Source organism: Exiguobacterium alkaliphilum (genome assembly GCF_018138125.1).
In the GTDB taxonomy this organism is placed as follows: Bacteria; Bacillota; Bacilli; order Exiguobacteriales; family Exiguobacteriaceae; genus Exiguobacterium; species Exiguobacterium alkaliphilum.
This window is the reverse complement of the sequence record NZ_CP073101.1, coordinates 1277752-1298627: the sequence shown is the minus strand read 5'-3', so window position 1 is coordinate 1298627 and position 20876 is coordinate 1277752. Positions and strand designations below refer to the sequence as shown.

The following is a 20876-nucleotide window of genomic DNA, read 5'->3' as shown; positions in this document are numbered from 1 at the left end:
CTAGTGCACATGTGGCACTAGCCCTGTTTCGTTTGCTTCAGCATCCAATCCATCGCCCGCTCCGTCGTCTCCCACTTGTCCCAAAACGGCAATTGGTGCGCGAACGGGACGACCCAAAGCTCGGCCTGTGCGCCGAGCTTTTCGGCGACAGCCGTCGCATGGCGGAGCCGGACTTGCTCATCGTCCGTCCCATGAATCAACAGCGTCGGCGCGTCCCAGTCTTTATAGAGCGGCGACCGCTCAATATACGCCGCACTCGCCGTCTCCGGGTCCCCGCCCGTCATCCGTCGAAGCATTTTGCGCATCGTCTGTTGCTCCTCATACGTCCATTTCAAATTCGTCACACCGGCCCATGATGTGACGGAGACGAGCGGACGGACGGAAGCGAGCGATAGCGCCATCATCCCGCCCCGTGAGAAGCCGAGTGCATGAATCCGTGGATTCGTCTGCTGCACCCGGTCATAGAGCGACAAGACGTCCTCTAAATCGTCGCCCCCGAAATCTTCTTTGCCGGTCCCGCCGTGATTGCCCCGATACACCGGGGCAACGACGTGAAAGCCACGCGCCGCGAATTGCATCAAGCGTGGCAAGCGGACGTCCCCGATGCGGCCCGTCCCGCCTCTCAAGTAAAACAGAACATGGCCGTTCGGGCGTTTCGACGTGATCGTATACGCGACGACGTCTTCCCCGTCACGCGTCTCGTACCACCCTCGATGAATGCGATAGCCCGCGTAGGGAGCGAGGGGCTCAATCCGGTCAAACCATGTTTTTTGCATGCAGCACCTTCATCGTCTCAGGCAAGACGCGATCTTTCATCATGAAACTGTATTGATTGTTGCGGAGCAGGTTTTTCGGCAGTTCGTCAAGGAGTACGGCACCGTCTGTCTCCTCCACGGCCGGATGGTCCTCGAAACGGTCGATGACGGCAAAGTATATGTTCTTTATGACCGTGTCACCTCGTCCGAGCACCCGATATTGGCCGAGGTAATGGAGCGATTTGACGATGCCCCCCGTCTCTTCGAATACTTCGCGTATCGCCGCATCATCCTCGTGTTCGCCCGGTTCGACTTTGCCCCCGGGGAACTCGAGACCGCGCTGCTTATGTTTCGTCAACACCCATTTGTCCCCGTAACGGGCGACGACCCAGACGTGGAGCGGTGTATCTGAGAACGGATAATGGGTGAAGCTCAACTCGACTTGATTATGATAGTAGTCCGTGAATGTCAACATAGTCCATCCCTTTCTTTCCCGTGTCTACTCTCACTTTACCTTGTCTCACCCTAGTTTCAAACAAAAAAATCGGCCCACCGAAGTGGACCGACGTAAAATCATTGGTTCAAACGCTTTTCGAGCTCTGCCTTTTGTTCCTCGTAGCCAGGTTTTCCGAGAAGCGCGAACATGTTCGCTTTGTATGCTTCGACGCCCGGCTGGTTGAACGGGTTCACCCCGAGGATGTAGCCGCTCATCGCGCACGCCTTCTCGAAGAAGTAGAACAAGAAGCCGAGGTGGTATGGCGTCATCTCCGGCAATTCGACGACGAGGTTCGGCACGTTGCCGTCCGTGTGGGCGAGAAGCGTTCCTTCTGCCGCTTTGTCGTTGACGAATTGAATCGTCTCACCGGCGAGGAAGTTCAAGCCGTCAAGGTCTTGTGCATCCTCTGGCACGTTCATCGCATGGCGCACGTTTGTGACACGGATGACCGTCTCGAACAAATCACGACGCCCTTCCTGGATGTATTGTCCCATCGAGTGAAGGTCTGTCGAGAAGTCGACCGCCGCCGGGAAAATCCCTTTGTTGTCTTTTCCTTCCGACTCGCCGTAAAGCTGCTTCCACCATTCCGAGACGTAATGGAGTGCCGGCTCGTAGTTGACGAGAAGCTCAATCGATTTCCCTTTCGCGTACATGGCGTTACGGACGACCGCGTATTGGTACGCCTCGTTCTCTGAAAGTTCAGGTGAGCTATACGCTTCTTGCGCGTCACGTGCACCTTCCATCAACGCGTCGATGTCGATGCCGGCCGCAGCGATCGGCAAGAGGCCGACCGGTGTGAGGACCGAGAAACGTCCGCCGACGTCATCCGGGATGACGAACGTCTCATACCCTTCCGCATCCGCGAGCGTCTTCAAAGCACCGCGGGCACGGTCCGTCGTCGCGTAAATGCGCTCACGGGCACCGTCTTGTCCATACTTGTCTTCCATGAACTGTTTAAGGACACGGAACGCGATGGCCGGTTCTGTCGTCGTCCCCGATTTCGAGATGACGTTGACCGACACTTCTTTGTCTTTTAAGACGTGAAGCAATTCTGTCATGTAAGTTGACGAGATGTTATGTCCGGCGAAGAACACTTGTGGCGCTTGACGCTCTTCCTTCGACAAGACGTTGAAGAATGAGTGCTGGAGCATCTCGATGGCCGCACGCGCACCGAGATACGAACCGCCGATCCCGACGACGACGAGGACGTCCGAGTTGTCACGGATACGCTCCGCTGCCGCTTTGATGCGGGCGAACTCATCGGTATCGAAGTTCGTCGGAAGGTCGACCCATCCTAGAAAATCACTGCCTGCCCCGCTCCGGTCGTGGATGACCGAGTGGAGTGCTTTCACCGTTTCTTGCATTTGATCGATTTCGTGTTCCCCGACGAAAGATAGGGCGTTTGAATAATCGAAACGTACAGTTGACATGTCATTTCCTCCTTTAAATCGCTCATTTAAGAGCCATACATGACCCATCATAAACGGAAACGTTGGATTCGTTCAATCATTATTGCGAAATAGGCATCAAATCGCCTTATTTGCTCAACTCAAGAATGTGTGCCACATCTTCCCGTTCTAGTGTACGGAAATTACCGAACGCCCCACGTTTCATCGCAGAATCAAGGATTGCGTCGAACGACGACGCATCGATGTCATAATCGCGAAGCGAGCTCGGAGCACCGAGCTTGTCAAAGAACGCCCGGATTGCCTCAATCGTCTGTTTCGCCGTCTCGAGGTCGTCTCCTGCCGGTTCGACGTCGAACACTTCCGTGCCGAGTCGTGCGAAGCGCGCTGCATTGTCCGCGTCAAGGACGTGCTCCATCCAACGTGGGAACAAGATGGCGAGTCCGCCTGCGTGCGGGATGTCATGGACGGCCGACACCGCGTGTTCGATGTTGTGTGATGCCCAGTCCCCTGATGCGCCCATCTGCAAGACGCCGTTCAAGGCGATCGTCCCGGCGAACAAGATGATGGCACGTAATTCGACATTTTCTAAGTCGTCGACAAGCTTTGGTGCCGACTCGACAACCGCCTTCAATACGCCTTCCGTCATGCGCTCTTGGACCGGGGCGTGATTCGGATGGAAGTATTGCTCGAAGCAGTGGCTCATCATGTCGACGATGCCGTAAATCGTCTGGTCTTTCGGGACCGACACTGTATAGCGCGGGTCGAGGATTGAGAACGTCGGATAGACGAGCGGGTGGCCCCAGCCGTATTTCTCTTGCGTCTCCCAGTTCGTGATGACCGAGCCCGAGTTCATCTCTGAACCTGTCGCAGCGAGCGTGAGCACGGTACCAAACGGGACCGCCTCGGTCGGGATGTGGTCGCGAAGGACGATATCCCACGCATCGCCTTCGTACGGGATGGCCGCCGAGATGAGTTTCGTACAGTCGATGACCGACCCGCCACCGACGGCGAGCAACGCGTCGATGTTTTCTTCACGCGCCTGTTTGACGGCACGGCGTACCGTCTCGATGCGCGGGTTCGGCTCGACACCAGCGAAATCGACGAAGTCGATCGACGCATTGTTCAATTCCGCGACGACTTCCTCGTACGTCCCGTTCTTCTTGATGCTCCCGCCTCCATAGACGAGCATCACTTTCTTCGCGTCGAGCAATCGAAGCTCGTCAGCAAGTTTTTCAATCTGATGCGTCCCGAAGATAAGTTTCGTCGGGTTTTTGTATTCAAAGTTGTGCATAAGTCAGCCTCCTCAAGAAAATATGTAACACCTACACTATATACCCTGTTTTTCCTGAATGAAAAGCATCATGCCTGTTCGTAGATACGATCGATAATGGAATGTAAGATGACCGCTTGATCGGCCTGTTCGTAGGTCGGCTCGTGTCGGCACGCCTCGAGGAACGCTTGGATTTGCACCGCATACGGGTCGACATGCTCCAAATGCGCCGGGGTTTGGTCGAACAACGCACCGTGCGCCTCCGTATGGAGATGGAGCGGAAACAGTGTCGCACCTCCTTCCGTCCCGCGCAATTCGACACGCATCGTGTCACGCGGTCCGACGTTCGCCATGAAGCTGCCGTCGAACATGAGGGAAGCTCCGTTTTCGAATTTCACCATCGCCCGCGCCGTGTCTTCGACAGAAAATGTTTCGGCGTCCCACGTTCCCATCAATCCGACGCCCGGGCGCGTGCCAAGATATTGCCCGATGTGGCCCATCACGTCGATTGGCTTCGGGTACCCCATCAAATAAAGCGCCAAATCAAGCATGTGGACGCCATGGTCGAGGAGCGCCCCACCGCCTTGAAGCTCTTTATCCGTGAACACACCCCATCCCGGGATGCCGCGACGCCGAAGGGCGACGGCGGTCGCCGCATAAATCTGACCGAGTTCACCGGCTTCAATCATTCGCTTCAACAGTACCGTATCCGCTCGATGTCGATAATGGAAGCCATAATGTAGCGTCCGCTTCGCACGTTCGGCAGCATCCCGCATCTCGCTCGCTTCATTAGCCGAAATGCCCGGCGGCTTTTCACAAAGTACGTGGCATCCCGCTGCGAGCGCCGCGAGAACTTGGTCTTTGTGAAGCGCATTCGGCGTGCAGACGCTGACGGCATCAAGCGATTCATTTTGAAGCATCTCTTCGACCGTCTCATAGACGCGTTCGATTCCGAATTGTCGTGCCGCCGCCTCTCCTCGCGCGCGCGTGCGGTTCATGACGGCGACGACGTTCGCACCGGCGGCGATGTATTGCGGGATGTGTGCCGTCGTGGCAATCCCACCTGTTCCGATTATTCCAATGTTCATCGCGTTCACTCCTTTTTTGTACTGTTCGGGACAAGCGACTTGTTTTCCTGTACAAAAAAAGACGACCTATCGCTAGGTCGCCTCGATCACTTACTTCTTGAAGTTCGTGTTTTTGATCCAGTCTTCGAGCTTGTCCTTGAGGACTGTGAAGCCTGGTGCTTCTTCTTGCTTGAAGTTAGAAGCTTCGTTGCGGCGTTGGCCACCACGACGAGCCGGTTTAGCCGACTTTTCGCGTTTTGGAGCTTCTTGAGTCGCTTTCATCGAAAGCTTGATTTTCTTAGAAGCTTCATCAACTTCAAGAATTTTCACTTCAACTTCTTGACCGACTTGAACGTACTCGTTCACGTCTTTCACGTAGTCGTGTGAGATTTCAGAGATGTGGACAAGACCTTGTGTCTCGTCGTCGAGTGCGACGAACGCACCGAAAGGTTGGATTCCTGTTACTTTACCTTTTAAAACTTGATCTTTTTCGTATTTTGCCATTACAAACACTCCTATGCTAAATTCATCAACTTACTATAACATACTTTTTTCGATAAAGTGTAGAAATTAGTAAAAAAGATTATTCGGAAAGATTTCGACGTTTCAAAGTCTAAAGGCGGGGTAAATACAAATCAAGCAAGACTTCAAGTATTCCCCCCTGATTCCGCTAGGCTTTGGCCTAGCCCTTTTTTTGTTCAAAACGTTGTAAACGGCTTCTGGACACTCACTTCATACAGGGTTTCTCCCGCCATCTCATTCAAGATGATCGCGTTTCGATACACGGCCATGCCGAGGTTGGTCGCCGCAGGACCGTGTGAGTGTTCGATGTTCGTGTGCGTGAACAACTTCCCACCGAATCGACCTTCCATCTGAATCTCATACGTCTCATTGACTCGCCATTCCTTCTCGGCTTCCCAGACGATCGGCAATCGGTCAATCCAAGACGGAAGCAACGGTCGGTATCCTGTCGCGACGACGACGAGGTCGTACGTCCGTTCAATCGCTTCCCCAGTATACACGTGTTTACCCGTCAACCGATGCGTCAGCCAGTCGTACGTGATCGTTTCGACTTCAACTTGCGTGAGTAACGCCGCCTGTTGCTCGGTCGACTCTCCTTCTGCCGTCCGATGATACAACGTCTCATAAATTGCTGTCATCGTCTCTGGGTTCACCCCGTGACGGAACCGTTCGAACGACTTGAGCAACGCTTGACGTGACGTGTACGATAGAGCGTGGAAGTACCGAACGTAGTCCACACTAAAAATCTCATCACCTAACTTCCCCGCCTCGAGCGACTCGAAATGGTCCGACCGTGTAATCCAGTCGACCCGTTGCTCATTTGTCGCGTCGCCGAGCAAGTCGAGGAACACTTCCGCCGCACTTTGTCCGCTACCGACGACGGCGACACGATACTTGTCCTTCAACACATCTCGATATGTCATATATTCGCTCGTATGGATGACTTGTTCGAATCCGTCTGGAACGAGCGGCGTCATGCCCGTACCGAGCACGACGTGTGTAGCGCGAATCTGAATCGTCTCTCCGGCTGACTCCACGGTCACGACATACCCTTCCCCGTCGGCCGTCACATCCGACACCCGGTGCCCGAACTTGACGGTCGACAAGCTTTCGGCCACCCACCTGAGGTAACGATTATATTCCGTCCGGGGAATCGTATTCCGCTCTTGCGTGATGAACGTTTGAAGTCGTCCTGCCTCACTCAAATAATTTAAAAAGCTTGCTTCGTTCGTCGGGTCGGCGACCGTGACGAGGTCTTGCAAATAATGCGTTTGCATCGTCATTCCGTCGATGAGCATCCCTTCATGCCACATCATCTCAGGTCGTTGTTCATAACAAACGCCTCGTAACGTCGTCTTCTCCGCTAACGCCATCAACCCTAAATTGTACGGTCCACAACCGATGGCGACAAAATCTACTTGTTCCATATGTTTCACCTCGCCTATTCTTTCCCGCTCACTATACCGCTAAAACGTCAACAGACCCTCATTGCTGAGAGTCTGTCGTCACCGTCACTTCGAACTGGCTCATGAACCGATCGATGCGACGAATCGCTTCTTGCAGTTGTTCAATCGATGTCGCGTAACTCGCGCGGACGAACCCTTCTCCGCTCGCACCGAAGGCGTTGCCTGGGACGACCGCAACACGCTCTTCGAGCAAGAGCCGCTCGGCGAACTCCTCGCTCGATAGACCGGTATGGCGAATCGATGGGAACGCATAGAACGCGCCTCCCGGCATATGTGTCGGCAGGCCGGCGTCGTTCAGCGCTTGGATGAAATAGTTGCGGCGTTGGCGATAGCTCTTCACCATCTTCGGCACGTGTTGTTCTCGGCTCCGGAGCGCTTCAAGACCGCCGAACTGAACGAGCGTCGGTGCACACATCATGCCGTACTGATGGACTTTGAGCATCTCGCGCGTCACGACCTCCGGGGCACACGTGAAACCGAGGCGCCAACCGGTCATCGCGAACGCTTTCGAGAACCCGTTGACGACGATCGTGCGCTCACGCATATCATGTAACGTCGCAAAGCTCGTGAACGGTTCATCATACGACAGCTCGGCATAAATCTCGTCACTGACGACCCAGAGGTCGTGCTTCGTCGCGAGTTCGGCGATGTCCGCGAGCTCTTCCCCTGTCATCGTCGCCCCTGTCGGATTCGATGGGAAACAGAGGAGCATCGCTTTCGTCCGCTCGGTGATGGCGGCCTCGACGTCTTCCCGGCTCAAGCGGAACCCGGATTCAGGACGACACGCCACCGGCACGACCGTCCCTCCCGCCATCTCGATGAGCGGGCCGTAGGAGACGAACGCCGGCTCGACGACGATGACTTCGTCGCCCGGGTTTAAGAGGGCCCGAAATGCGATATCGAGCGCTTGTGAGGCGCCTGTCGTGACGATGAGCTCGGTCGCCGGGTCGTACGCGACGTCGAACCGTTGCTTCATATAATGCGAGATCTCTTGCCGCAACTCGAGAAGTCCGGCATTGGCACTATACGCCGTATAACCTTGTTCAAGCGCCGCATAGCTCGCTTCGCGCACGTTCCACGGCGTGATGAAGTCCGGCTCTCCCACCCCGAGAGAGACGACGTTCTCCATCGTCTGTGCCAAGTCAAAGAAACGGCGGATGCCCGACGGCTTCATCGAGACGACTTGATTCGAGAGTGACTTCATGGCGTGATGTTCAACCGCTTGTCTTCGACTTGTGGGGTGAACAAGATGCCATCATGTTTATACGTCTTCAGTTTGAAGTGGGTCGTCGTCGAAACGACCGAATCGAGCGGCGACAGTTTATCCGATACGAACGACGCCACGTCTTGGAGCGAATTAGCCCGGATGACGACTTGAAGGTCGTACGCCCCTGACATCAAGTAGAGCGCCGTCACTTCAGGGAAGCGGTAAATCCGTTCGGCGACTTCATCGAACCCACGACCGCGTTTCGGCGTCACTTTGACGTCGATGAACGCCGTCACGTCATGCCGATTGATTTTTTGCCAGTTGACCATCGCGCGAAAGCCGAGCAAAATCCCGTCTTGCTTGAACTTCTCAAGCATCGCGTCGACAGTCGCTTCGTCGGTCGAAAGCATATCCGCGAGGACTTTCGTTTCCATGTATCCTTTTTCCTCGAGTAGCTCGAGCAGTTCTAACTCTTTTGTTGTATACATTCTGTCATTCTCCTTCCGTTCTACCGGGGAACGCTCCCGTGAACGTTCTCTCTGTCTGTCTCACATAATCACGCCGTTCGGCTTGGACGATATGAAAGTTTTTCATCTCCATGTTGACGAGACCGTGCTTCTCGCAAAAACGGTCAAAATATCGCCGCCGCGTCTCGTCTTGTTTCGCCGATAAGTTGTCGGTACCGTTGAAGGCATAGAGCACGGTCGCCCGTGCCGGATGCGTGATCGTCCCCTGTTCGCTGACGCGTAATATGAAATCCCAGTCCCAATAATTATAGACATCCTCGTCAAACGGTCCAATCGCATCGTGCAGCCGTTTCCGGTAGAGCGTGCCCGACGGAATATACGTCGAATCTTGCCGCAACCGGACCAAGTCGAGGTCGTAAGCGAACGCTTCCCAGTCCGTGACGACACGATGACCGTCTTGCCACTCGAAGCGAAACAGTTCGGCGTCCGTGAAGACGAGGTCGGCCGAACGAATGTCCTCGAGCGCTTGCTCGATATGGGTCGGCATCAGCAAATCATCATCGTCGAGCAGCAAGATATACTCCCCGGCCGCCTCACGCACGCCGCGATTGCGTGCCTTGACGTGATGGTTCTCACCGAGCTCAATGTAGCGAATCGTCAATCGGTTCAAAAAAGGCGCCAAAAGATGTTGTTTTGGCGGCCCGTCATTATTGATCACAACGACTTCAAACTGCTGATACGTCTGGACAACGAGGCTGTCTAACAGTTCCGTCAATTCCGCTTCACGCGAATGGACCGGAATGACGATCGTGACGAGCGGACTCATCCGCGGTAAGCTGTCTCGACGTGCGGCAAAATCGTTTCCCAGCTGACGCCGTTCTCTTTTGACACGGTGACGAAGTCGCCGTAAGCGAAGACGCTCTCGACACCTTCGATTTGAACGAGTTTCGCGAGGAGCGGCTGGTCCGTCGCTTCTCCAGCTTTCACGCTCTGGCTTTTCGCCCCGAAGACGTTTTCCGGAAGTGTGATTTTCATTGCGTTTGGATTCGGTGTTGGATCGATGCGTAACATGTAAGTTCCCCCTTATAGTTGACAAGATTGTGAAGACGCGAGTAGTCGTCTCGCCATGGCCCGCGTGTCGGACTCGGTCGGACATTCATCGAACGCATCCGTCAAAATATGACGGATCCGCATAGACAGTTCTTCCTCTGTCCCGACTTCGGTCAGCGCCACGGCGATATCATCGAACTCAGGTCCATACGACCCGACTCCGTAACCGAGTGGGTCCCATGCTAATAATAAGTCTTCTGCTCTCATTTGTTAAACCCTTCTTTTGATACGATTTTCAAACCTTACCTCCTCAATCTACCGCACTTTCGTCCTCGACGCTACCTCGGCCCCGGATTCCCCTATTTTTCAAAAACGAGCACTACCATATATAGTGGTGACTCACATAACTCGCCACTTAAGATATCGTGTGAAAATTGTCACTTTGAACCGGATGATGTCGACGTTTTTTTGGAATTGACCGCTTACATAAAACACAAGCTATACGACCTCGCTTCGATACCAAACTTTTTTCTATCTCAAATCTCATCTCAAATCGGATGACAGCGCCGTTTTCGGGTGAAAGTAATCCATCACACTGCAGTTCATCGAATGTCAAGGATTGCAAAACTAAATATAGGTGATTTATGATTAAAAAGACAAAAAAACGTCAATATATAGTTAACGGTACTTTACTACGCGTAATGGCTATTGACGTTAAATCGGACACGTTCTACTATATCTTGATAACATCTACATCTGACGAAGGAGTGATCGTTTTGACATCCCCTATCCAACACGAGACGATGTTGGCCCACGCGCCAACGCTTGAAGACGTCTCGAAACTGATTCAATCCATCAAACAACGCTACCCACAACTGAGTGTGGAACGATATGAAGAACGAGCGATTCGGGCGCTCGAGTCTAAAACGCTGACACAAGATATAGTATATGAACTCTTGACGATGCACGCCCTTGATATGTTGCAGGCCGAAGAACCGGATTGGACGTTCGTCGCGACAGAGATGTACTTGAACCGCCTCTACTTAGAAGCTGCACGGAATCGTGGCTACGATGCCTCGATGCGTTACGGTGCGCTCTATCCGATGATTGAGACGCTGACGAACAAGGGCATCTTCACATCCGCCCTCATCGACACGTACTCAAAAGAAGATATCGACTATTTGGAGACGTTAATCGACCCGTCGCGCGACCGCCTGTTCACGTATATCGGCTTACGCACATTGTCTGACCGTTACCTCGGACGCGATCACGTCAAAAACTTGTTCGAGCTTCCACAAGAACGGTTCATGGTCATCGCGATGACGCTCATGCAAAAAGAAGCGCCGGCACAGCGCGTGAAACTCGTCGAAGAAGCATATTGGGCCCTTTCGAACTTGTATATGACCGTGGCCACACCGACGCTCTCGAATGCCGGGAAATCATATGGTCAGCTCAGCTCATGCTTCATCGACACGGTCGACGATTCACTTCGTGGCATTTATGACTCGAACACAGACGTGGCCACCCTTTCGAAAGGCGGCGGTGGAATCGGTGTCTATCTCGGCAAGATTCGCTCACGCGGCAGCGACATTAAAGGGTTCAAAGGCGTCTCAAGCGGGGCACTCCCTTGGATGAAACAATTGAACAACACGGCCGTCTCGGTCGACCAACTCGGCATGCGCCAAGGTTCGATTGCGGTCTATTTAGACATTTGGCACAAAGATATCTTCGAGTTCCTCGATGCGAAATTGAATAACGGCGATGAGCGCCTCCGGACGCACGACTTGTTCACAGGGGTCTGTCTGCCAGACTTGTTCATGCGCACGGTCGAAGCCCGAGGTGACTGGCATTTGTTCGACCCGCACGAGATTCGTACGGTCATGGGCTTCAGTCTCGAAGACTTCTATGACGAGACAGAGAACGGCGGTTCGTTCACGGAGAAATATATGGCATGTGTCAACACGCCAGAACTCACCCGCGTGACCGTACCGGCAATCGATCTCGTCAAACGTTACATGCGCTCGCAACTCGAAACGGGGACGCCGTACATGTTCTTCCGGGACGCGGTGAACCGTGCCAACCCGAACAAACATGCCGGCATGATTTACAGTTCGAACCTCTGTTCAGAGATCGCGCAAAACATGTCACCGACCGTCATCGACGAGGAGTATACGGAAGACGGGAAAATCGTCATCACGAAGACGCCAGGCGATTTCGTCGTCTGTAACTTGAGCTCAATCGCGCTCGCCCGTGCCGTCAAGTCGGACGTGCTCGAGCGACTCATCCCGATTCAAATGCGTATGCTCGACAACGTCATCGACTTGAACACGATCGAAGTGCCGCAAGCGATGATCACGAACCAAAAATATCGTGCCGTCGGTCTCGGAACGTTCGGCTGGCACCACTTGCTCGCCCTTGAAGGAATTCGGTGGGAATCGGTCGATGCAGTGCAATACGCAGAAAAACTGTATGAGAAAATCGCTTACCTCACGATTCAAGCTTCGATGGAACTTGCGAAAGAGAAAGGTGCGTTCGGTGTGTTTGAAGGTTCGGAATGGCATACCGGTGAGTACTTCAAACGTCGTAACTATCGTTCGCACGACGACCTCGACTGGGACGGACTCGCCGCAAAAGTCCATCAAAATGGCGTCCGGAACGCCTACATGATGGCCGTCGCGCCGAACTCGTCGACTGCCATCATCGCAGGCAGCACGGCATCGATCGATCCGGTCTATAAAAAAGTGTATTCAGAAGAGAAGAAAAACTACAAGATTCCGGTCACAGTACCCGATCTCAACCCGGAGACGAACTGGTTCTATAAATCAGCGTTCGAAGTCGACCAGTTATGGAGCATCCGCCAAAACGCGGCGCGTCAGCGTCATATCGACCAAGCGATCAGCTTCAACTTGTACGTCAAGAACGATGTCAAAGCGACGGAACTCCTCACGATGCACCTTGAGGCGTGGTCGCTCGGCATGAAGTCGATTTACTACACACGCTCAACGACCGTCGAAGTCGATGAGTGCGAATCATGCGCTTCGTAATATAAAGAAAGGTGGGACCGACCATGAACATCGCAATCGTCTACAGTTCAATGAGCGGAAATACGGAAGAAGTCGCGTCACTCGTTGAGACGGCCCATATCGAACGAGGCGACCATGTCGCCCTGTTCGAGTCGGACCGAATCGGGCATCGCGAGGCGGCTGCCCTCGCATCGTACGACCTCGTCTATTTCGGTTCGTACACGTGGGCCGACGGCGTGTTGCCAGATGAGATGAAAGACACGTTCCGTCTCATCTTAAAAGAACTTAACGTGCCGATTCGCCAAGCGGCCGTCTTCGGTACCGGGGACAAAATGTTCGTCCACTTCTGCCGGGCCGTCGACGAGATGGCGTACCACCTGTCTAAATACGGGATTCCCCTCGCCGGTGAACTGCTTAAAATTGAACAGTCGCCGCGCAACCAACCATACAACGTCCGACACTGGGCCGAACGGTTGGCACGAAACGCCGAAGAAGGAGTATACGCCAATGACCATTCAAAAGATCAAACTACTGTCGCCCAAACATCCTAACCGGGCGACAGCGATTATCGGGGGCGAGACAAGTTCTATCGTCAACTGGAATGACATCGCCTATCCGCAATTTTATACGATTTATAAGCAACTGCTCTCAAACTTCTGGATTCCAGATGAGATTTCGATGTCAAAAGACATGCAGCAATGGCCGCAGTTAAGCGAACGCGAGCAAGACGCGTTCAAACGCATCATCGGCTTATTGTCGATTCTCGATTCGGTGCAAACGCGCTACATCCTCGAGTCGTCGATGTTCTCGTCGGACTCGTCGGTGCACGCCGTTCTCGCCGTCATCGCCCAGCAAGAAGTCGTCCACAATCAATCCTACAGCTACGTCCTCTCAAGCCTCGTCCCGCTCAGCGAACAGAATCGAATCTTCGATATCGCCAAGGACGATGAGATGGTCATGAAACGCAATCAATTCATCTTGGACTTATACGAAGACTTCCGGGAAGAACAGACGGCCGAGACGTTCGCAAAATCGCTCGTCGCTTCAATCATTCTCGAAGGAATCAACTTCTACTCAGGCTTCGCCTATTTCTACAATTTGGCCCGCCATCAGAAGATGGTCGGCACGTCGACGATGATCAGCTACATCCAGCGTGACGAGATGCAACATTCTTACTTCGTCAGCCAGTTGCTCCGTGCCGTGTTGACAGAAAATCCACAGATTGACGCGGACGGTGGCTTCAGCGAATTCGTCTACGACACGATGAAGCAAGCCGTCGACTTAGAGATCGAATGGTGTGAGTACGTGCTCCGCGACCTCGACGGACTCGACGTGAGCGAGATGCGCGACTACGTGAAGTACCTCGCCAACAAGCGACTCCGGGTAATCGGATTGAACGACTTGTATGAAGGGTTCAACGAAGACGTCATGCCTTGGATTCGCGCCTATTCGGATGACTCGCTCAACGCGACAAAATCCGATTTCTTCGAGCAAAAATCACGCTCTTACGCGAAAGTCACCGACGCCAACGGCTTCGACGACCTCTAACAAACGAGGCTGGGACATAACTCAGTAGATTTATAAGAAAGAGGCCACCTGGCGCGACTCGTTCGCGCCAGGTGGCCTCTTCTCCTTTTGATTGAAATACTTTAGAACTGGCTAGTTATGTCCCAGCCTCGTTTTGGTGTACCGAAAAACCCTCGACTGATTCGTCGAGGGTTCGCTGTCCTGCGCGAGCAGAAACGGATCAATAATAAGTTCTTACGTATTGGGCAATGCCTTCCGCAATCCCTTGCGCCATCCGTTGGCGTGACGCTTCACTGCGAAGGTGGACGACATCCGTCGGTGACGTGATGAATCCGAGCTCAACGAGTGCTGATGGCATCAAGCTATGGTTAATAACAGCAAAGTTAGCCGTCTTCACACCACGGTTCCGCATGCCGGTTCCTGACATACTCGAAACAAGATTGTTTTGAATGTTCGTTGCCAATACACGGCTACGAGCACTTTGAGATGTCGAACCTGAGTAAAACGTTTCAATTCCATTCGCTGTCTTATCTGTTGATGAATTCGCATGAATGCTAACGAATAATTCACCGCGAAGATCTCGTGCGATTGTCGGACGTTGTTGTGGCGTGTAATAAATATCAGTCGAACGGGTTAAACGTACTTGGTAGTTATATTTTGAACTGAGGTACGATTCGATACGTTTTGACACATCGAGAACGACTGTCTTTTCGTAAAGCGATCCGTTCAACGCACCTGGGTCTTTCCCACCGTGCCCCGGATCAATCACGATAACTGGTCCTTTTGAGACAGATGGCTTCGTCGCCATCGTGAATCCTGCCGAGATGAACCCGTCACGGCCGTTGTATTTAATCTTATAGAATCCGCTCGTCAAACCGTAATGTTCAACTTCTGTTCCATGTGCTAACTTCCCGAGAACCGTCGAGTTTACTGTGGCAGCTGAACGTACGTTCAACGCGTCACCTGGCGTGTTCGTATACACTTTTCCTTGCGGTGCCGGAGCTGGTGCGGCCGGGGCTTTACCGGCAGTCAACCAAGACGTCGGCGTGAAGTATGTCTTCGTCCCGATATAGACGACCGACCAGCTCGAGTTGTGGGCACTATACGTCACAGCCGTATATTGCGGCAAGACGAGTTGTACCGGTGAGCTCTGATGCGTCTGACCGAACAAGTTGGCATTGCGGTTTGCATAACCTTGCACTTTTGCCGGTTCAGGCGTCGTCGTCGTCGGTGGTTGAACCGGTGCCGGACCAGGTGTGATCCATGCCGTCGGTGTGTAGTACGTGGCGTTCCCGTCATAGACGACCGACCAGCTCGAGTTGTATTTACTCGATACGACCGGTGAGTTGATTGGAAGCACCTTCATGACTTTTGAAGCTTGATTGCGCGTCTCGAACAACTTCATCTCACGGTTCGCATACCCGTTCTCTTTCGTCACCGAAGGTTGAAGTGTTCCGGCCGTAATCCCTCGTGTCGGGGTAAAGAACGTGCTCGTCCCTTCGTAGATGACCGACCAACTTGAGTTGTGAATACTGAACGTGACGGTACGGTTAGCCGGAATCGTTTTGACGACCGGAGACGTCTGCAACGTCCGGTTGAACAACTCGATTGTCCGGTTCGTGTAGCCTGTCTGTTTTTGCGGTGTCGCTGTGACGACTTTCGGTGCAATGTACGCTTTTGCCGCATAATATGTCTTGCCACTCAAAAAGACTTTCACCCACGACGTGTTATGGGCAGCGTACTGGACTTCCGTCCCTTTTTTAAGTGTCGTCACGATTTGGGCATCGCGATGGGACGTGATCCGGATGTTCAAGTTCTCCGTCGTCACCCCTGTCGATGATGCCGCTTGTGTCGTGATTGGAGCCGGCGCTAACGGTTTGATGTACTGCGCCGAGGCATAGTATGTACGATTGTTTAGATACACTTTATGCCATGATTGGTTATGAGTACCATATTTCACTTTCGTACCTTTCGGCAACGTCGTAATGAGCGTTCCCGTTGTGCTCGCTGTCGAGCGGACGTTCAAGTTGACAGTCGTCTCGCCATCTAAAGTCGAGGCCTCAACCGTTGGCAGTTGGGCGCCGAACAAGAGAAGCGAAAGAATGAGGGCAACCTTTAATAGCTTCATTTTCATTCAAAATATTCCTTTCCTCTCGCGCTATTTACTACTAACAACAAGTTCATATTAGCATAATGCTTTTAAAAAAAAAGTAAGTATTTGAAAAAAAGATGAATATTTTTGATAAAAAGGGGAATAATTTTTAGTTAACGTGTCGAATGACTAAGAAATCCCCATTCCCAAAATTTTCTTCCTGCACATCCACTCCAGGAAGCTCGTGCTTCGCTGCCGTCAAGTTCCATCCTGATACAGGCGGAGAAATGACGAACCCGTCGAGTCCCTCGACAGAAGCAATCTTTAAAAAGCGACGTAAATTATATTCTCGTTCAATATATCGGTCGAACGATTCGTTTTCTTTAGCCTCAATTCCACCCCAATATCGTCCCTCTGCTCGGAGCGGATAAGTTCGGACCGAATTTTCCGTGATTGGGTCCGGGGTGTGATCGAATCGACCAAAGTCACGGGACGACTTCGCTTCGACGAGCGCCCCGATTGACGCATAGACGTCGAGTCCGATCGTTCTCGCGATTTCGAAGACAGCTTGTTGCACCCCTTCAAGATGACGTTGCAGCGACCCAGGCTTCGCCGTCGCTTTCAATTTCTTGTCGCCTTCATAGGCGTTTAAAATTCTAGCGACCTCACCCGCTTCACGGACGAGCGCGTAATACGTCACGTGAACGGGGACGTCACCATCTGGCGTTTTAGGAGCATCGAGACGAATCGCATATTGGTTAGCCAGACATGTCGAGATGACGAAGACGTCTAACAGTTCCTCGTCAAGCGCCGCAGAGTCGCCTTCATAGAGGGCCGCACCGACTTCCCCCACTTCTTCTAACAATCGAGCCAGGCCCGACAGCGGTCGCCAATAGCCACCTAAATGAATAATCATGTGATCGACTTGTTGCTGAATTTCTCTCATTTCCTTCACCTATCCTTCTGCTCTATTAACCGGCCTCATGGTATACTATGCTCAATCGAAACGTTCGGAAAGGGGCAGTGCCTCATGTCATCCGCAAAACTGTGGCAACTCGTTCGGCTTATCCTCGTCATCGCCGGTACCGCGGCCGTCATTTGGGGGCTCGGAATCATCTTCGCCTACACGTATCCTTTCGTCCTCGCCTTCTTGTTGTCCTTGTTGACCGTGCCGCTCGTCAACTGGTTCGAACGGAAGGCGAACTTGCCGCGTGCGCTCGGGACGCTCGCTTCCTTATTAATCGTCATCGGAATCGTGTCCGGGATGATTGTGATCGTGATCTCTCAGTTGATTCGGTACGCCACGATTGCGGCGGACAGACTTCCTAATCAAATCGAGACGCTGACGAGTTTCGCTCAACGCGTATTCAATGAACGCATCGCGCCGTTCGTCAACGATGCTTACGACAGCCTCGAACAGCTAAATCCGAGCCAGACGACTTCCATCGAAGGTGGAATCACCGAGCTCGGCGTCCAGCTCGGCGCAGCGATCGGGGTCTTGTCTCGCGGCATCGCCGGCACGCTCCAAGGACTACTGAGCGCGTTACCGCTCGTCTTGTTGCTTTTCATCGTCATCGTGCTCGCCTGGTTTTTCATCACGAAAGATTGGCCGTCTTACATGCGCCAAATCGAACGGTTGAATGAACGCAAAGGGTTCAAAGAGTTCGAGGCCGTCATGTTCAACTTGCGCTCCGCCTTGTTCGGCTACGCCCGGGCCCAAGTGACGCTCATTTCCATCACGTTCGTCATCGTCCTCATCGGCATGTTCATCCTTCGTGTCGACAACCCACTCTCGTTCGCGCTCCTCGCCGCCTTCTTCGACCTGTTGCCGTATCTCGGGGTCGGCACGCTCTTGATTCCGTGGGCGGCCTATGCCGCCATCACGGGTGACTGGTTCGTCGCCATCGGCGTGCTCGTTCTCTATTTGATCGTCATCGTGCAGCGCAACTTGGCCGAACCGAAAATCGTCGGTTCGCATATCGGATTGAATCCGCTCGCGGCGCTCGTCTCGATTTTCGTCGGGTTGAAACTGTTCGGCGTCCTCGGCTTCATCTTGGGACCCGTGTTCGCCGTCTTGCTCAAGGCGTTGTACAACGCCCAAGTGTTTCACTACATTTGGCGCTTCATCATCGGCCCCGCGCCCATACCAAAAGAGCGATGACGCATCATCGCTCTTTCTTTGTCGGGACCGCCACGTAAGGCGCGCCTTCAGTTTGGTCTGGCACCGTCGTAATACCTGTCGTACCGGCCTCGTAAGCAGCGACGGCGAGGATACAGGCGTCGATAATGTCGTCGACCTGCACGTTCGACATCTTCCACTTCCACGGGGAACTGTTCGAGTAACGGCGAAGCATTTCAATCCGCTCCGCTTCGCCTTCCGCCGTCTTCTTACTAAACTGCGCTTCTTGCCCGGTCATCACGGCAAAGCATACTTCCGGATGCGACTCGTACACGTCGTCACGGTCGAGCTTTTGGAACTCACGGATGCGCGGCGTGAGGTTCCACGCCTGCTTGCTGATTCCTTTTCCGACGAGCTCGCGGCTCATCGTGTTCGCCGCGTCGTACGTCGCTTCTCCTAACACCTCTTGAATCGGCGGGGTGAAGATGGACGACTTCCGCTTCGTCAACTCTGATCGCATATACGCATCGCACGCTCGATCCGGTTGTGCGACCGTACCTAACGTTTTCGGCATGTCGACGAAATGGACGGCCCCATCGATCAACAAATCTTCTAACTGCTCTGAGATGGTCAGACAAAGCGAGATGCTATCGTACGTGATGCGTACCCAGCTCCCGCGTGCCCCATCAATTCCTACTCCTACCACGGCGTACCTCCTGCATGAAAACCAATATCCCGAACACCGCACAAAACACGGTGATCCCTAACAACCATTGGGATGGCCAAGCCGTGTAACCGAATCCGGTCAGAGCGGCAAGGCCAACCAATCCCAATCCTAGTTTCACCGATTCCACCCGTCGAGTAAAGTAGAAAGTGTGCGGACCATGACGCCCGTCGGTCCTTTTGGACCGAGTTCGTTCGCCGTAGCACGATCGCTCGTGCCGGCGATATCGAGGTGAAGCCACGGCGTGTCGCCGACGAACTCACCAACGAACGCGCCACCGAAAATCATATGCCCGTAACGGCCTGGCGAGTTGTTCAAGTCGGCCACTTCCGACTTCCGCACTTGGTTGATGAACACGTCAAAGTACGGCATCTGCCAGACGAGCTCGTTCGTTTCCCGGCTCGCCGTCTCGAGCGCACCATAGAGCGAATCATCATTCGTCAAACAGCCCGTCACTTCCGTACCAAGTGCGACGAGGACACCGCCCGTGAGCGTCGCCACGTCAATGATTGCTTGTGGCTCATACGTCTTCGCGAACGTCACCGCATCCGCGAGGACGAGGCGTCCTTCCGCGTCCGTGTTCAACACTTCAATCGTCTTCCCGTTCATCGCCGTGATGACATCATCCGGCTTGAACGCATCACCTGAAATCATGTTGTCTGTCGCCGGGATGACACCGAGCACGTTGACGGCAGGTTTCGTCGTCGCAAGCGTCTCGAACAAGCCGAGCACCGTCGCCGCACCGCCCATGTCGCCTTTCATGCCGACGATTCCGTCTTTTGGTTTAATCGAGTAACCGCCCGTATCAAACGTGACGCCTTTCCCGACGATCGCAATCGGCGCGTCTTCCCCTGCGCCGTTATATTCGAGAACGATCAGCTTCGGCGGCAACGTCGACCCTTGGTTGACGGCGAGGAGCGCCCCCATCCCGAGCCCCTCCATCTCTTCCTTGTCGAGGATACGATGCTTGAATCCGTTCCGCTCCGCCAATTCGACCGCATAGTCAGCGAGTGCTTCGGCCGTCAAAATGTTCGCCGGCATCATCGTCAACGAACGGGCGATGTTCACACCACGGCCTCTTGCCGCGCCTCTTTGGACCGCGGCCTCGTCGACGTCACCACAAAGGGTGATCGTCACGTCAGCCACGGCCGATTTCGGGTCCGATTTGTATGTAGGATGCTCATACGTGGCCAACTCATACGCCTCAGCGAAAAGCTCACCGGAAGCACCGAACGTCTCGAGGGCGATGGCGACGTCCGCGAATCCTCGTGTCTTGACTTCCTTGGCGACTTTGCCGAACCATTTGCGCATCTGTTCCGTCGTGATGTCGTTTCGTTGTCCGAGGCCGACGAAGACGACGCGCTTCACTGAACCTTCGAACGTCGGGACGATTGAGACTTCCCCTGTCTTCGTCGAGATGTCAGCGGTTTGGATGAGCGACTTGACGCGCCCGTTATAAAGCGTGTCGAGTCCTTCCTCAATCGTATCGGCCGCCCCGATTCCGACCACGATCGTCTCGTACGACCCGTTCCAATCTAGCTCTTTCACTTGATACATATGTGCCACTTCCCTTCTTTATATATAGTTAGCATAACGAACTTCTCTGAAATAATGAAACGGTATGCGCAAGAGTCAAGAAATCTTCGAATTCAAGCGCTATCTCCTCGTTGTGACGACGATTT

Annotated in this window: 20 protein-coding genes; 4 read left to right on the top strand and 16 right to left on the bottom strand. The window is 53.5% G+C overall.

Going from position 1 to position 20876, the window contains the following annotated elements; all coding sequences use genetic code 11:
• Nucleotides 1–17 precede the first annotated feature (17 nt).
• The 12 genes from KB235_RS06725 to KB235_RS06670 form a co-directional block, all read right to left on the bottom strand.
• Nucleotides 18–776, bottom strand: coding sequence for an alpha/beta hydrolase family protein (locus tag KB235_RS06725; RefSeq protein WP_211780819.1), 759 nt, complete (start codon nucleotides 774–776; stop codon nucleotides 18–20).
• The gene (ytkD, locus tag KB235_RS06720; protein ID WP_034814679.1) at nucleotides 757–1230 is read right to left on the bottom strand and encodes an RNA deprotection pyrophosphohydrolase; all 474 of its coding nucleotides are present in this window, start codon (nucleotides 1228–1230) and stop codon (nucleotides 757–759) included. Before ytkD ends, KB235_RS06725 begins: the two co-directional genes overlap by 20 nt.
• A 98-nt stretch (nucleotides 1231–1328) precedes the next feature.
• A complete protein-coding gene (locus KB235_RS06715) occupies nucleotides 1329–2681 on the bottom strand; it encodes a glucose-6-phosphate isomerase (protein ID WP_034814677.1) in 1353 nt (450 codons plus the stop codon).
• Between the two features lie 106 nt (nucleotides 2682–2787).
• The gene (locus tag KB235_RS06710; protein ID WP_034809175.1) at nucleotides 2788–3951 is read right to left on the bottom strand and encodes an iron-containing alcohol dehydrogenase; all 1164 of its coding nucleotides are present in this window, start codon (nucleotides 3949–3951) and stop codon (nucleotides 2788–2790) included.
• A gap of 68 nt (nucleotides 3952–4019) precedes the next feature.
• Nucleotides 4020–5018 (bottom strand): Gfo/Idh/MocA family protein, encoded by a 999-nt coding sequence (locus KB235_RS06705; protein WP_211780818.1) that lies wholly within the window; start codon nucleotides 5016–5018, stop codon nucleotides 4020–4022.
• A gap of 90 nt (nucleotides 5019–5108) precedes the next feature.
• Nucleotides 5109–5501, bottom strand: coding sequence for a S1 domain-containing post-transcriptional regulator GSP13 (yugI, locus tag KB235_RS06700; RefSeq protein WP_024371302.1), 393 nt, complete (start codon nucleotides 5499–5501; stop codon nucleotides 5109–5111).
• A 194-nt stretch (nucleotides 5502–5695) separates the two neighbouring features.
• Complete coding sequence (locus KB235_RS06695) at nucleotides 5696–6946, bottom strand: lysine N(6)-hydroxylase/L-ornithine N(5)-oxygenase family protein (protein ID WP_211780817.1); 1251 nt, start codon at nucleotides 6944–6946, stop codon at nucleotides 5696–5698.
• 58 nt (nucleotides 6947–7004) lie between these two features.
• Entirely contained in the window at nucleotides 7005–8189 is a 1185-nt protein-coding gene (locus tag KB235_RS06690) for an aminotransferase (RefSeq protein WP_034814671.1), read from the bottom strand.
• Nucleotides 8186–8680: an Lrp/AsnC family transcriptional regulator gene (locus tag KB235_RS06685; protein WP_034809167.1), complete on the bottom strand. Its 495-nt coding sequence runs from the start codon at nucleotides 8678–8680 to the stop codon at nucleotides 8186–8188. The genes KB235_RS06690 and KB235_RS06685 overlap by 4 nt, the downstream gene beginning before the upstream one ends.
• Before the next feature lie 4 nt (nucleotides 8681–8684).
• A complete protein-coding gene (locus KB235_RS06680) occupies nucleotides 8685–9485 on the bottom strand; it encodes a glycosyltransferase family 2 protein (protein WP_211780816.1) in 801 nt (266 codons plus the stop codon).
• On the bottom strand, nucleotides 9482–9730 hold the full coding sequence (locus KB235_RS06675; protein ID WP_034809163.1) for a NifU N-terminal domain-containing protein: 249 nt from the start codon (nucleotides 9728–9730) through the stop codon (nucleotides 9482–9484). Before KB235_RS06675 ends, KB235_RS06680 begins: the two co-directional genes overlap by 4 nt.
• Before the next feature lie 12 nt (nucleotides 9731–9742).
• Nucleotides 9743–9976 carry a DUF1871 family protein gene (locus tag KB235_RS06670; protein WP_211780815.1) on the bottom strand — a complete coding sequence of 78 codons (234 nt, stop codon included), beginning with the start codon at nucleotides 9974–9976 and terminating at the stop codon, nucleotides 9743–9745.
• A gap of 500 nt (nucleotides 9977–10476) precedes the next feature.
• Between KB235_RS06670 and KB235_RS06665 the strand changes: the two genes are divergently transcribed.
• From KB235_RS06665 to KB235_RS06655, 3 genes are read left to right on the top strand one after another with little or no spacing between them, the layout of a single operon-like run.
• Nucleotides 10477–12753: a ribonucleoside-diphosphate reductase subunit alpha gene (locus KB235_RS06665; protein WP_211780814.1), complete on the top strand. Its 2277-nt coding sequence runs from the start codon at nucleotides 10477–10479 to the stop codon at nucleotides 12751–12753.
• 23 nt (nucleotides 12754–12776) lie between these two features.
• A complete protein-coding gene (locus KB235_RS06660) occupies nucleotides 12777–13283 on the top strand; it encodes a flavodoxin domain-containing protein (RefSeq protein ID WP_034814666.1) in 507 nt (168 codons plus the stop codon).
• On the top strand, nucleotides 13240–14280 hold the full coding sequence (locus KB235_RS06655; protein ID WP_034814664.1) for a ribonucleotide-diphosphate reductase subunit beta: 1041 nt from the start codon (nucleotides 13240–13242) through the stop codon (nucleotides 14278–14280). Before KB235_RS06660 ends, KB235_RS06655 begins: the two co-directional genes overlap by 44 nt.
• A 199-nt stretch (nucleotides 14281–14479) precedes the next feature.
• Here the strand turns inward: KB235_RS06655 and KB235_RS06650 are convergent, their stop codons facing one another.
• Nucleotides 14480–16393, bottom strand: coding sequence for an N-acetylmuramoyl-L-alanine amidase family protein (locus tag KB235_RS06650; protein ID WP_211780813.1), 1914 nt, complete (start codon nucleotides 16391–16393; stop codon nucleotides 14480–14482).
• A gap of 127 nt (nucleotides 16394–16520) precedes the next feature.
• Entirely contained in the window at nucleotides 16521–17297 is a 777-nt protein-coding gene (locus KB235_RS06645) for a MazG nucleotide pyrophosphohydrolase domain-containing protein (protein WP_211780812.1), read from the bottom strand.
• A gap of 84 nt (nucleotides 17298–17381) precedes the next feature.
• On the opposite strand from KB235_RS06645, the gene ytvI reads away from it, so the two are divergent.
• A complete protein-coding gene (gene ytvI / locus KB235_RS06640) occupies nucleotides 17382–18512 on the top strand; it encodes a sporulation integral membrane protein YtvI (protein ID WP_211780811.1) in 1131 nt (376 codons plus the stop codon).
• A 4-nt stretch (nucleotides 18513–18516) separates the two neighbouring features.
• Here ytvI and KB235_RS06635 read toward each other — a convergent pair whose 3' ends face one another.
• Both KB235_RS06635 and KB235_RS06630 read right to left on the bottom strand, forming a co-directional pair.
• Nucleotides 18517–19176, bottom strand: a complete 660-nt coding sequence (locus KB235_RS06635) for a DUF429 domain-containing protein (RefSeq protein ID WP_034809149.1) — start codon at nucleotides 19174–19176, stop codon at nucleotides 18517–18519.
• 135 nt (nucleotides 19177–19311) lie between these two features.
• Entirely contained in the window at nucleotides 19312–20751 is a 1440-nt protein-coding gene (locus KB235_RS06630; protein WP_034814658.1) for a leucyl aminopeptidase, read from the bottom strand.
• Nucleotides 20752–20876 lie beyond the last annotated feature (125 nt).